Annotated in this window: 8 protein-coding genes; 2 read left to right on the forward strand and 6 right to left on the reverse strand. The window is 66.1% G+C overall.

The annotated features are described in order from the left end of the window. Positions 1-6,183: an RHS repeat-associated core domain-containing protein gene (locus ACFTSF_RS07310; protein WP_380153017.1), complete on the forward strand. Its 6,183-nt coding sequence runs from the start codon at positions 1-3 to the stop codon at positions 6,181-6,183. Positions 6,184-6,197: 14 nt separating this feature from the next. Further along, complete coding sequence (locus tag ACFTSF_RS07315; protein ID WP_380153019.1) at positions 6,198-7,028, forward strand: hypothetical protein; 831 nt, start codon at positions 6,198-6,200, stop codon at positions 7,026-7,028. Between the two features lie 52 nt (positions 7,029-7,080). On the opposite strand, the gene ACFTSF_RS07320 is transcribed toward ACFTSF_RS07315, so the two are convergent. The 6 genes from ACFTSF_RS07320 to ACFTSF_RS07345 are packed head-to-tail and all read right to left on the reverse strand — an operon-like array spanning position 7,081 to position 13,700. Beyond that, positions 7,081-8,088 (reverse strand): N-acetylglucosamine kinase, encoded by a 1,008-nt coding sequence (locus tag ACFTSF_RS07320; protein WP_380153021.1) that lies wholly within the window; start codon positions 8,086-8,088, stop codon positions 7,081-7,083. Further along, complete coding sequence (locus tag ACFTSF_RS07325; protein ID WP_380153023.1) at positions 8,085-9,341, reverse strand: 6-phospho-beta-glucosidase; 1,257 nt, start codon at positions 9,339-9,341, stop codon at positions 8,085-8,087. Before ACFTSF_RS07325 ends, ACFTSF_RS07320 begins: the two co-directional genes overlap by 4 nt. After that, a complete protein-coding gene (locus tag ACFTSF_RS07330; RefSeq protein WP_344156415.1) occupies positions 9,338-10,222 on the reverse strand; it encodes a carbohydrate ABC transporter permease in 885 nt (294 codons plus the stop codon). Before ACFTSF_RS07330 ends, ACFTSF_RS07325 begins: the two co-directional genes overlap by 4 nt. 16 nt (positions 10,223-10,238) lie before the next feature. After that, positions 10,239-11,174 (reverse strand): sugar ABC transporter permease, encoded by a 936-nt coding sequence (locus ACFTSF_RS07335; protein ID WP_344156418.1) that lies wholly within the window; start codon positions 11,172-11,174, stop codon positions 10,239-10,241. Beyond that, positions 11,171-12,499, reverse strand: a complete 1,329-nt coding sequence (locus tag ACFTSF_RS07340; protein ID WP_380153024.1) for an ABC transporter substrate-binding protein — start codon at positions 12,497-12,499, stop codon at positions 11,171-11,173. Before ACFTSF_RS07340 ends, ACFTSF_RS07335 begins: the two co-directional genes overlap by 4 nt. Before the next feature lie 10 nt (positions 12,500-12,509). Next, the gene (locus ACFTSF_RS07345; RefSeq protein WP_380153025.1) at positions 12,510-13,700 is read right to left on the reverse strand and encodes an ROK family transcriptional regulator; all 1,191 of its coding nucleotides are present in this window, start codon (positions 13,698-13,700) and stop codon (positions 12,510-12,512) included. Positions 13,701-13,770 lie beyond the last annotated feature (70 nt).

Genomic DNA, 13,770 nt, shown 5'->3' on the forward strand with positions numbered 1-13,770 from the left:
ATGATCACGATCGGTGTCGCATTTGCAACGACAACAGCGATGCTGGCCGGGTTCGTGCCGGCTGGGCAGCTGGCCACGGCTCAGGCGACGGGCATGCCCCCGCTGCCGAAGTACGAGTCGACGACGACGTCGAAGTTCACACCGCCGCGCGTGGAAGAGTCGGCCTATCTGAAACGGGCGTTGGCTGCGACCTCCGTGGATTTCGCCCGGCCGGTGAAGTGGCCGACGGCAACCGACACCACGCGGGTGCCGGAAGGCGCGGCCAAGACCACGTCGGCCGAGCCGATCGCGGTTTCGCTGCCGAAGGGCTCACGGTCGGCGAAGGCGGCTCCGGTACGGGTCAAGGTGCTGGATCGTCGGGCCACGGAGGCTGCTGATGTTTCGGGTGTCCTGCTCGGGCTCACGGCCGCGGACGGTACGGCGTCCAGGGTGCGGCTGACCGTTGGCTACGCCGGCTTCGCTACTGCTTTCGGCGGCGACTGGGCATCGCGGCTGGTCCTGCGCGAGCTGCCCGCCTGTGCGTTGACGACTCCCGCCAAGGCCGGCTGTCTGCAGCCGACAGAAGTTGCCTCCATCAACGATACTGAGACGAAGACGCTGTCGGCCGAGGTGCCGGTCGACGAGAGCCAGCGGGCTTTTGCCGTCACAGCTGCGGATGCTGCGGTCACCGGGGACTACAAGGCGACCAGTCTGTCGCCGTCCGCGACCTGGACCGCGGGTGGATCCAGCGGAAACTTCAGCTGGAGCTACCCGCTGAGAGTGCCGCCGCTGGCCGGTGCACCGGCGCCACAGCTAGCCTTCAACTACTCGTCTCAGGCTGTCGACGGCCGGACCGCAGGGTCCAACAACCAGCCGTCCTGGGTCGGCGAGGGCTGGGAGCTCTCGTCGTCGTACGTCGAGCGCAAGTATGTGAGCTGCAGCGAAGCCGGGCACCCCGGCAAGTTCGATCTGTGCTGGAAGTTCGACAACGCGACTCTGGTCATGAACGGTCAAGCCAACGAACTGGTCGGCTCCGGTGACAGTTGGCACCTGAAAAACGACGACGGCTCGAAGGTCCAGAAGGTCACCACCGGTCCGGCCAACGGCGACAACAACAACGAGTCGTGGAAGGTCACCACGCCCGACGGCACGCAGTACTTCTTCGGTCAGCAGTCGATTCCCGGAATCACCTCGAAGGTCACCAATTCGGTGTGGACAGTGCCTGTCTCCGGTGACGCTTCCGGTGGCCAGTGCTACAACAAGCCCTTCGCCTCGTCCTTCTGTCAGCAGGCCTGGCGGTGGAATCTCGACTACGTCGTCGACCGGCATGGCAACGCGATGACGCTGTGGTACCAGAAGGAAAACAACTACTACGCGCAGAACGGTGAGACAGCCGCCAGCAAGGTCTACGACCGTGGCGGCTATCTCGAGCGCATCGACTATGGTCAGCGGACAACCGCGATGACTGCCACCGCTCCGATGCAGGTCGCCTTCACGCCGGCAGAACGGTGCCTGGCAAACTGCTCATCGCTCAGCAGCACAACGAAGGCCAACTGGCCTGACGTCCCCTTCGACCAGATCTGTGCGGCTGGTGCGACCTGTAGCAAGACGGCGCCGACGTTCTTCAGCCGCAAGCGACTCTACGAGGTCACCACCAAGGTGCTGAAGAGTTCCGGGTATCAGGACGTCGATCGCTGGCGGACGAACCTGAGTTTCCCGTCGCCGAACGGGGACCCGGCAGACAAGTCGATGTGGCTGGGTGGGATCAGCCACACCGGTCTGGTGACCAGGACCGGCGCGCCGACACTGACCTCGACAGTCACCTTCGACCCGACCGCGTTGCCGAATCGAGTTGACTCCACCAACGATGGAATAGCCGCGATGGTGAAGCACCGCGTGGGCACGATCCACACCGAGACCGGTGGACAGATCACTGTCAACTACGCGCCGACCGAGTGCGACGCGGAACTCAACAGGATGCCCGCTTCCAAGGACCGCAACACGATGCGGTGCTATCCGGTCAAGTGGAGCCCGCCGATGGAAGAGGAGCTCGAGGACTGGTTCCATCGTCATGTGGTCGCCCAGGTGCGAGTGACCGATGGCACGGGTGGCGGCGACACGGTAGTCACCAGTTATGCGTACTCCGGTGGCGCGGCCTGGCACTATCAGGACAGCCCGTTGATTCCGAAGAACCAGCGCACCTGGGCCGACTGGCGGGGTTACGAGAACGTCCAGGAGACGCTCGGGGATCCGACTCAGCCAGGTCCGGTCTCGAGGAAGGTGTCGACTTACTTCCGCGGCATGAATGGCGACAAGTTGGCTGCGGGTGGAACCAAGGTAGAGACCATTCCCGACAGCACGAACGGCACCAGGCCGGATCTGGCCGCGCTCGCCGGCCAGACCCGGGAGGAGATTACGTACAACGGGACGACGACCGAGCGCGTGGCTCGGACGATCACTGACTACTGGACGCGGGCAACCGCGACGCAAACCGTGCCCGAAGGGGCCGACCTGCAGGCGAGCCTGGTCAAGCCGTCGGCGGTGCGGACGCTGACCGCGCGCGACGGCGGCCGATCCGATCTCGACCAGCAGATATCGATGAGCTACGACACCCAGACCGGTGTACCGACACAGGTGGAGGACGAGGGTGCGCCGGCGGCTGGTGACGAGACCTGCACGATCACGTCGTACGCGAAGAACACCAGTGACTGGTTGATGAGCTACCCGTCGCGGGTGGTTTCGTCGACCGGTGTCTGCGACGGGACCTCTGCGAATCCACCGAAGAATCGCGTACTCACCGACAACCGGACTTTCTACGACCAGGCTGGATTCGGCGTCGCGCCCACCAAGGGTGACATCTCGGTCCAGCAGCGATTGAGCTCGTACGACGCGAATGCCGTCGCGCAGTATCAGACTGTCGCGTCGAAGACCTATGACGCCCTCGGGCGAGTCAGGACGAGTACCGACGCGCTCGGCCGGACGACGACCACGACGTACACACCGGACCTTGCCTGGCCACAGACCGGATCAGTCGCAACCACGCCGCCGGTCACCGTGGCGGACGGCTCGAGCAAGGGCTTCGAGACGGTGACCACCTACCAGCCCGAGTGGGCCCTGCCGGCCCAGATCAAGGACCCGAACGCCAAGGTCACCGACTATCTGTACGACGCACTCGGGAGACTGGTCGAGATATATCTGCCCAACCAGCCGAAGTCGTCCGGGAAACCGACGACGCGGTATACCTACAACCTGTCGAGCACGGCCGCATCCTGGGTCCGGACCGAGACGCTGAACACCGGCGCTGACGGCTATCTGACGACGTATGCGATCTACGACGCTCTGTTGCGCGAGCGACAGCGCCAATCGCCGGCTGTCGGGGGCGGGCGGATCATTGGCGAGAAGAAGTACGACTCGCGCGGCCTCGTGGTGACGGAGAACAACGACGTCTGGGATGCCGATCATGCGGCCTCCGGTGCACTGGCCGTCGTCCTGGATACGACGGCTCCGTCCGAGACTGTCACGACATACGACGGCGTGGGCCGTCCGACGAGTTCAACCTTCCTGGTCAGCAACGGCCCGCGATGGACGACCCGCAAGCTGTACGGAGGGGACAGCATCACCACGCTCCCACCTGAGGGCAGTACGGCCACGACTGACGTGAGCGACATCCACGGCCGGGTCGTCGAACGCCGCGAGTACAACGGCAACACGGTGAGCTCGGACTTCGACACCACTCGTTACACGTTCGACCTGGCAGGTCGGCCGACAAGGATGACCAGCGACACCTCGGTCTGGAGCTACAGCTACGACCTGCAGGGCCGTAAGGTCCAGTCCGTCGACCCGGACTCCGGGACCACGACCACCGCCTACGATGCGGTCGACAATCCGATCTCGGTCACCAATGGCAACGGCCAGATCGTGGTGAAGACCTACGACGCGATGAACCGCGTGGTGTCGATCCACGAGGGCGCCAAGAGCGACGCCACACTGCGATCGGAGTTCAGCTACGACGTTCCCGGCAATCTCGGGCAGGCTTTCGGCTCGACCGCCTACCCGACGGGTAAGCCGGGTCCGGCGTACAAGACAAACATTGTCTCCCGCAACGTGTTGTACAAGCCGACGGCGTTGACAGTGGTGGTCCCCGCGGACGAAGGAGCGGAGCTCACCGGAACGTACAAGACCACCATCGGCTACAAACCCGACGCCCAGACGATCAGCTACAGCACTCAGCCGGGCGCGGGACCGGTCGGCCTGGAGACGGTCGACTACGGCTACAACGAGCTCGGGATGCCGACCTCGCTGACGGCGACCGGCGCGCAGTACGTGAACGACGTCGCGTACAGCCCGCTGGGCGACCCGGTCCAGTACAAGCTCGGCGCCCGAAACGACATGCAGATCGCCAACCGGTACGAAACCGGCACCCGGCGGCTGACGAAGACGTTCTCAGGCAACACGACGATCTACTCGAGCCACGAGTACACCTACGACGACGCGGGCAACGTGCTGTCGGACAAGAACCTCATCGGCGACGACGCACAATGCTTCGACTACGACGGCCACCGCCGCCTGACGGAGGCCTGGACACCGGATGGTGGGGACTGTTCCGCGGCTCCGAACGCAGCCTCGCTCGGCGGAGCGGCGCCGTACTGGCAGTCCTGGACCTACACCGGCTACGGCCTGCGCAAGACGCAGACGGATCACGCACCGACTGGCAACACCGTGGCGACGTACACCTATGACCCGGCGCGACCGCATGCGGTGAGCAAGGTCGCGACGACAGGTCAGGCCGACAAGAGCTACACGTACGACGCTTCGGGCAACACGAAGACGCGACCGGGGACCAACGTCCAGCAATCGCTGGACTGGGATCCGACTGGCAAGCTCACCCGAGTCACCGAAGGCTCCGCAACCAACGGCTACGTGTACGACGCAGAGGGCAACCTGTTGCTCCGGAAGAACCCAGGCAAGACGACCCTGTACGTCGGAACCCTCGAAGTCACGCTCGACACCACTACTCGGGCACTGACCGCGAGCCGGCGCTATTCCCTGGGCGACCGCCAGGTCGCGGTTCGTACCGCCAACAACAAGGTCTCCTGGGTGGTCACCGACTACCACGGCACCGCGTCGGTGGCGGTCGACAGCGACACGTTGATCGCCACCACGCGCTACACCACCCCGTTCGGTACGCCACGCGGAGCTCCCGCCCCGAGCTGGCCCGACAATCGTGGCTTCCTCGGCAAAACCGAGGACAAGTCCACCGGTTTGACGACAGTTGGCGCCCGTGAGTACGACGCCGTACTGGGACGCTTCATCTCGGTCGACCCAGTCCTGGACACCCAGGATGTCAAACAGCTCCTAGCCTACACCTACGGCAACAACAATCCCACGACCCTCTCCGACCCGACGGGCCTCCGCCCCATCGAGAACGATGAGGCGGTCCGTCCGGGACACCCAACCGAACCTTCGGAGCCCGTCAAGCCAACCAGATCAGACCGCCCGGTGGACGGCCCTGACCACGATCCGAATCGCAGGGGCGGTTACATCGGCGCCGACCATGATGTGGCCGTCGAGAGGACGGCACTCTTCGTCAAGATCTGGGCAGGCGTCAACGGTATGGAAGGCGATGTCACGGCCGACATCGCCGGCATGAACGGGGGCCGCAACAAGATCAAGGGTGGCAACCGCAACGGAACGGGCGGCGACGGGATCGCTGACGTCATCTTCTGGGGCAAAGACAGCGTCTACATCTGGGAGGTCAAGCCGGCCGGGGAGGGGCACGACCTTTTCGGACGGCAGCAGGTCGACCGCTACGTCAACAAATTGCAGATTCAGCTGCTGGCCGACTCGGGTGGCAGCGACAAGCGTGTGGTCAAGCTTGGACCAAGCCTGCCGAGTGACTCGAATGTTCCGGTCATTGGCGGCACGATCAATATCTGGTCGCGCCAGGAGCCTGATGTGGACAGCCCGAGGTACAAGAACTACAAAGGACCGTCGACCCAGATGGGCTTGCGGTACTACGCCAGGAACCGGACCCCGGAGCCGCCGGCGATCAAGACGCAGACGAGACAGCAGGAGGAACAGCAGAGCTCTTCGCAGACCGTACACAACTCCTGGATGCCGCAATTGAGCCCGGCTGAGGTCGCCGGGATCGTCGTACTCGGCATACTTGGTGCTGCTACAGGTGCTGGGCCCGCGTACGGCTGAGTGGAGGATGAATGATGCGAGGCTTCTCGCTGGTGCACGCCGAGGTGAACTGCGCGTTGCCTGATGACGCGGACTTCGCGGCGGTGGCACGGCGCTGGATGGAGGGCGGGGTCGCGCTCTTTCCGGAGTTGTTCGCCCGGCTTGAGTCCGGGGCGGCCAGTGCGGCGTTCGTGGATCAGCCCCGGGGTGGGCGGATGGCGCAGCGGAAGTTCTCGGAGTCGGGCTGGCAGCAGCGGCTGGCGGGGTTGGCCGGGCGGCCGGAGGGGTTGACGCTGGACGTAGTGGACGATTCCGAGGAACCGATCGGCGCTGTCGAGATCACTGTCGTCGATGAGCATGCCGGTCTGCCCGGTCAGGTGCGCCTCACGATCAATACCCGAACTCTCGATCAGTTGGATGCGGACTCCGGCCGGCGCTGGCTCTCGTTCCTTGCCGACGCTGTCGGGTCCAGGTCGGTCGACTACGGCCAGGTCACGCTCGATGGCAACGTCAACCACGCGACGTCGCTCGACATGGCTGTCGGACGCATCTTCATCCACTCGATCGCCGAGAGCAGCACGTTCCTGCGGGGCTACGGATGGATCACCTTGTGTCCTGGCGTTCTCGCGGAGCGGCTGGGTCGTGCGGCCGGTCTCGAGGCGTCTGGTGCGTTCGAGGCGGTTCGGACGCTGGAGAGCGGTGATGTGCTGCTCTTGGCGACCGCCACTCCCAAGGAGTTCGACCGAGAAGCCTTGCGAAAGGTATGGCGCGCCCTGGCGCCGGTCCTCCCGCCAGGCCGGCCGAAGTCAGAGGTCGGCTACGAGCGCAACGAGGTGATCCTCGAGGACGCCGCGACGGTGAAGTGAAACAGGCGGTCAGGTCCGGTCACGGGGTCCGGGCCTGGCCGCCTGCGGGCGTCTACGCGGCAGGGGAAGTCGCGTAGGCGGATCTGAGGGTGAGGTGGGCGTCTGGTGGTGCGTTGGTGTGGTCCAGGCCTAGGAGGGCTGCTCCTACGACAGGCGGTACGTCGATCACTCGGGCGACCGCCTTGGGCGCGGCCGCGTTGAGGAGGCGGATGACCGTCTCCATCAGCAGGGGGTGCCCGGCCGTGAGGACGCCGCCGCCGAGGATGACGTCGGTGGGCTCGTCGAGGATGTCGAGGCGGCGCATGGCTACGACGGCCATGGTGACGATCTCTTCGGCCTGGCGCTGGACTACTTCGCGGGCGATCGGGTCGCCCGCGGCGGCTACCTGGAAGAGGACGGGGCCTGCTTCCAGACGGCGGTTGTAGGGGATGTCGCCGAGGTGCAGGGCCTCGATGAGGGCTGGCACGGACGGTACGCCGTAGTGCGCCGGGAGCGCGGTCATCAGAGCAGTGGCGGGACCGCGGCCGTCGTCGGCTCGGGCAGCGGCGGAGAAGGCTTCTTCGGCCAACTGCTGACCGCCTCCCCAATCGCCGGAGATCTTGCCGACTGCAGGGAAGCGGGCGGTGCGGCCGTCGGGGAGGAGACCGGCGCAGTTGATACCGGCGCCGCAGACGACCGCTACGCCGCGCGGCTCGTCCACACCGGAGCGCAGCAGGGCGAAGGTGTCGTTGGTGACGTAGACCGACTCGGCCCAGCCGAAGCGCTCGAACGCTGCGCTCAGTCGCTCCTCCTCGATCGGGAGGTCGGCGTTGGCGAGGCAGGCGGAGATCTGCTGGACCAGTGGGCGGTCACCGAAGTGCAGACCGGCTGCGGCCGCTGCAGCCCGCACCAGCGGCTCCAGACCGGCCACAGCGGCGTCGGCGCCGATGACGTGCGGCTCGAAGCCGCCGCCGCGTGCTGTGCCGAGCACGCGGCCGTCTGCCGACACCAGGGCGACGTCGGTCTTGCTGTTGCCGGCGTCGAAGGCCAGTACGCCGCCCGGCACCAAGGGGGCGCTCATCGGGCCCACGGCAGGTGCTGCTTGTTGTGGGCCAGCAGCTTGTCCGTCAGTTGGTCCGCCAAGGAGATCTGCCCGACCAGCGGGTGTGCCAGCAGTGCCTCGAAAACCCGCTCGCGTCCACCCTTGATCGCGGCCTGCAGCGCCAGGTCCTCGTACGCCGTCACGTGCGCCACCAGACCGGCGTACAGGGGCTCTAGCGGGGCTAGTGCGACCGGCATGGTGCCGTCGGCACCGACTGTGGCCGGTACCTCGATCACTGCGTCGTCGGCGAGGAACGGGAACGTGCCGTCGTTCAGCGTGTTCACCACCTGCACGTCGCCGGTGTCGTTCAGCAGTGACGACGCCAGGTCCACAGCAGCCTCGGAGTAGTACGCACCGCCACGCTGCTCGAGCAGTGCGGGCTTCTCGTCGAGCTGGGGGTCGGCGTACATCTCCAGCAGTTGGGTCTCCAACGCGGCCACCTCCGCAGCGCGCGACGGCTTGGTCAGGAGCTCCTGCACCACCTCGTCGTGCTGGTAGAAGTAGCGCAGGTAGTACGACGGTACGACACCCAGCTGCAGCAGCAACTCCGGCGGAAGCTTCAGGTCCGCTGCGAGCTCACCTACGTGCCCCTCGAGCAGCTTCGGCAGCATGTCTTCGCCGCCGACGCGCACTGCGCGCTCCCAGGTGAGGTGGTTCAGCCCGACGTGGTCGAGCTGCACCTGGTCCGGTGTGACCCCCAGCAGCTTGGCGAACCGGCGCTGGAACCCGATCGCCACGTTGCACAGCCCGACCGCCTTGTGACCGTGCGACAGCAGTGCCCGGGTGACAATGCCGACCGGGTTGGTGAAGTCGATGATCCATGCGTCCGGGTTGGTACGGCGTACTCGCTCGGCGATGTCGAGCACCACCGGCACCGTCCGCAGTGCCTTGGCGAGTCCGCCGGCGCCGGTCGTCTCCTGACCGACACAACCGCACTCCAGCGGCCAGGTCTCGTCCTCCTGACGAGCCGCCTGCCCGCCGACGCGCAGCTGCAGCAGTACGGCGTCCGCACCGTCGATCCCGGCGTCGATGTCGGTGGTGGTGACGACGCGACCGGGGTGACCCTGCTTGGCGAAGATGCGCTTGGCCAGCCCGCCGACGAGTTCCAGGCGGTCCTTGGCCGGGTCGACCAGGACCAGCTCGGTCACCGGCAGCGTGTCACGCAGCCGGGCGAAACCGTCGACGAGTTCGGGAGTGTAGGTGGATCCGCCGCCTACGACTGTGAGTTTCAACCTTTGACCCCTGTGAGTGTGACGCCTTCGATGAAGGCTTTCTGCGCGAAGAAGAACAAGATGATCACCGGGGCCATCACCAGCAAGGTGGCGGCCATGGTGAGGTTCCAGTTGGTGTGGTGGGCGCCTTTGAAGGACTCCAGGCCGTAGCTCAGGGTCCAGGCGGCCGCGTTCTCGGAGGCGTAGATCTGCGGCCCGAAGTAGTCGTTCCAGCAGTAGAAGAACTGGAACAGCGCCACTGCGGCGATGGCCGGCTTGGCCATCGGGAGGACGATCCGGACCAGTGCCCGGAACTCTCCGCACCCGTCGACCTTCGCTGCGTCGACGTAGTCCTTGGGAATGGTCAGCAGGAACTGCCGCAGCAGGAACACCGAGAAGGCGTCGGTGAACGCCATCGGGATGATCAGCGGCCACAGCGTTCCCGAGAGGTGCAGTTGCTTGGCCCAGAACAGGTACATCGGCACGATGACCACCTGTGGCGGCAGCATCATCGTGGCGATCACGAGCATCAGGGCGAAGTTGCGGCCGCGGAACTTGAACCGGGCCAGCGCGTAGGCGACCGGGATACTCGACAACAACGTCAGCGAGGTGCCGAGAACGGCGTACATCAAGGTGTTCTTCCACCACGTCAGGAAGCCCGGTGTCTCCCAGACGGTCTTCAGGTTCTCCCAGTGCCAGCTGTCCGGCCACAGGTCCCGGGTGAGGGCCTGCTGGTCGCTCATCAGCGCGGTCAGCGCGACGAACACGAACGGGAGGACGAAGAAGAGCGCGGCCGCGATGGCGAGGGAGTGGATCGCGACCCACTCCAGGAAGCGGGCCCGCCGGGCCTGCCGGTTCGCCGCGGCGATCGTGACCGGAGAGGCCAGGGCTGTCGATGTCATGGTCTTGGGGCCCCTTTCAGTCGGCGAGGAAGCCGCTGCGGCGGCGCATCAGGATGGCGGTGAAGATCATCGCCAGCGCGAACAGCACCAGCGCGACCACCGAGGCGCCACCGGTGTCGAACCGCTGGAAGCCGAGGTTGTAGACGAGCTGCGGCAAGGTCAGCGTGGACTTCTCCGGGTAGCCGGGTTCGAACTGCTGACCCGAACCACCGATCACTCCGCTCGCGACTTTTCCGGCCACCAGTGGCTGGGTGTAGTACTGCATCGTCTGGATGATGCCGGTGACGACCGCGAACAGGATGATCGGCGAGATGTTCGGCAGGGTGACGAACCGGAACCGCTGCCACGCCCCGGCGCCGTCCAGCGACGCCGCTTCGTACTGCTCCTGCGGTACGTCGAGCAGCGAGGCCATGAAGATCACCATCAGGTCGCCGATCCCCCAGATCGCCAGCAGCGTCAGCGCGGGCTTGGACCAGCTCGGGTCGTTGAACCAGCCGGGCTGCGGGAGACCGATCGCGCCGAGGATGTTGTTCACCGGCCCGGTGCCCGGGTTGAGCAGGAACGCGAACGCCATCGTGGCCGCGACCGGCGGGGCCAGGTACGGCAGGTAGAAGGCGGTGCGGAACAGGCCCGCACCGGTCTTCACCTTCGTGATCAGCATCCCGATCCCGAGCCCGAACACGACCCGGAGGGAGACCATGACGATCACCAGCCACAGCGTGTTCCGCAGCGCCGGCCAGAAGAACGGGTAGTCCGTGAAGACGTAACTCCAGTTCTTCAGGCCGGTCCACGTCGGCGCCGTGAACCCGTCGTACTTCATGAAGCTGAAGTAGATGGTCGAGGCCAGCGGGTAGAGGAAGAAGACGCTGACCCCGATCAGCCACGGCGACAGGAACGCGAGGTTGCGCAGCGTTTCCCGATGATGTTGACGGCGTAGTCCGGGTGACGTCATTTGACCTGGGCCAGATCCTTGTCGATCTGCTCGTCGGTCTTCTTCAGACCGGCGGCCAGGTCCGGCACCTTGCCGGCCTCGTGCTGGAACGCGAAGTCCTGGAAGGTGAGCTGGTAGGCGCCGCCGTTCGGGCTGGCCGGCGTGGTGTTGCTCTTCGGGTGCTGGGCGATCTCCAGGAAGGTCTTGAATCCCTCGTCGACCTTCAGGTTCGGCGACTTCAGCGCGTCCAGGGTCGACGGCACGTTGTGGATGCCGTTGGCGAAGTTGACCACGGCCTCGGTGTCGGTCGTCATGTACTTGACCAGCTCCCAGGCGGCGTTCTGCTTCGTGCTGGGGCTCGCGATTCCGATGATCGTTCCGGCCAGGTAGCCCTTGCCGTAGCTGTCGGCCTGGTCGTCCGGGACCGGGAACGGCGCGACGCCGATGTCGAACTTGACCCCGGCTTCCTTGGCCATCCCGAGCCGCCACTCACCGTCGATCGACATCACCGTCTGGCCGGTGTGGAACGGGTTCTTGGCGCCCCACTCGTCGCCGAAGGTGGCGCGGTACTTCTCCAGCTTGGCGTAGCCGCCGAGCGAGTCGACCAGGTTCTTCTGCCACTTCAGCATGCTTGCGAACGCCGGGTCGGCGGCCAGGTTCGACTTGCCGTCGGGCGTCAGGTACGTCGGGTTCCATTGCGCGGCGAAGTGCGATGTCGTCGACTCGTAGCCGTGGAAGTTCGGCATGAAGCCGAGCTGGGAGTAGCTGTCGCCCTTGGTCTTGGTGAGCTGCTTGGCGATCTTGTCGAACTCGGACAGCGTCTTCGGCGGCGCGGTGATCCCGGCGGCCTTGAAGGCGTCCTTGTTGTAGTACAGGCCGTAGGCGTCGTTCAGCAGCGGCAGCGCACACCGCTTCCCCTGGTACTGCGTGTAGTCCTGCAGCGCCTTCGGGAACGTCTTGTCCAGGTCGATCCCGGACTTGTCCAGGAACGGCTTCAGGTCCGCGAACACGTTCGACGTACAGAAGGTGCCGACGTTGTCGGTGGTGAACGAGGAGACGACGTCGGGGGAGTTCGGGCCGCCGGCGCGCAACGCCTGCTTGATCTTGTCGTCGTTGATGTTGCCGACGACCTTCACGTGGATGTTCGGATGCTTGGCCTCGAAAGCCTTCACCGCGGTGTTGATGGCGGCCGCTTCGCTGGGGGCGCTCCAGCCGTGCCAGAACGTGATGTTCACGTCCTTGGTGGCATCGTCGTTCGCCTTCGGGGCTTCCGACGTACCGGTGCAGGCGGTGGCGAGCAGGGCCACCGCAGCGGTGCCGATGAGGGCACTAGAGAGGCGTTGCATCCGTTGACTCCTAGGAAATGGGTGGAGAACTGGCGGTGTCGAAGATTTCGTCGCGGGTGGTGCTCAGGGCGGACTGCAGGGCACCCGACAGCACGGGATCGAGGTGGATCGCGGTCATCAGCAACCGCGGCCTTGGTACGGCGAGGTCCGCCAGCTCGTCCTGGACCAGGCCGCGCAGGCGTTCGCCGCCGGCGGTGATGACCCCACCGGCGAGCACGATCAGTTCGGGGTCGACGACGGCCACGATGGCGGCCAGACCGACCGCGAGGCGGTGGGCGAATTCGGACAGTACGGCGTCACCGGCTCCTGGGGTTGCCAGGGCGGCCGTGATCGCGGATTCCGGCGTACGGGCCTTGATGCCGTGCGCGCGGGCGAGGGCCAGGACGGGTTCGCCACCGGCCAGTTCCTGGAAACCGCCGGCGTTGTTGCGGCCGACGTTGCGGACGAGCGGCGTACCGGGCAGTGGCAGGAAGGCGACCTCACCGGCGCCACCGGTGGCACCGCGGTGCAGGCGGCCGTTGACCACGATCGCGGCACCGATGCCCTCCTCGCCCCAGAGCAGCACGAAGTTCTCGCTCTCCCGGGCATGGCCGATCTGACGCTCGGCCACCGCGGCCAGGTTGACGTCGTTCTCGACCTCGAGCGGTACGGCGATCGCCGCGGCCAGCTCGTCGAGCAGGTGCGGGGCGTGCCAGCCGGGCAGGTGGGTCGCGTACCGCAGGCGGCCGGTCGTCGGGTCGAAACCACCCGGCGTACCGATCGCGACGCGGTGCAGGTTCGCGCGGTTCAGACCGGCCTCGCCTGCTGCACCCTCGATCGCCTTGATCACCCGCTCGACCGTGCCCTTGGCGCTGCGGCCCGGAGTGGGCAGCTCGTAGCGGCCGACCACCTTGCCGGTCAGGTCGGCGATCGCCGAGCGGATCCGGGTCGGCGTGACGTCGAGACCCGCGACGTACGCGGCGTTGCCGTTGATCTCGTACAGCTGGGCGTTCGGTCCGGGCCGGCCCGCGGTGGTACCGCTGGCCCGGACCAGGTTGGCCGCCTCCAGGCGGGCGAGCAGCTGGGAGGCGGTCGGCTTGGACAGTCCGGTCAGGTGGCCGAGCGTGGTCCGGGACAGCGGCCCCTGGGAGAGCAGCAGGTCCAAAGCGGCCCGGTCGTTCATCGCGCGGAGCAGGCGGGGTGTTCCAGGTGTTGTTGCCATGGGATAACCCTGCCTCCCTCTGCCGGTCTCGTGGTGTCGGCTCGCTGCGTGGGACGCAACCAAGTCAACT

This window comes from Kribbella sp. NPDC056951, from assembly GCF_042674205.1.
GTDB classification, from domain to species: domain Bacteria; phylum Actinomycetota; class Actinomycetes; order Propionibacteriales; family Kribbellaceae; genus Kribbella; species Kribbella yunnanensis.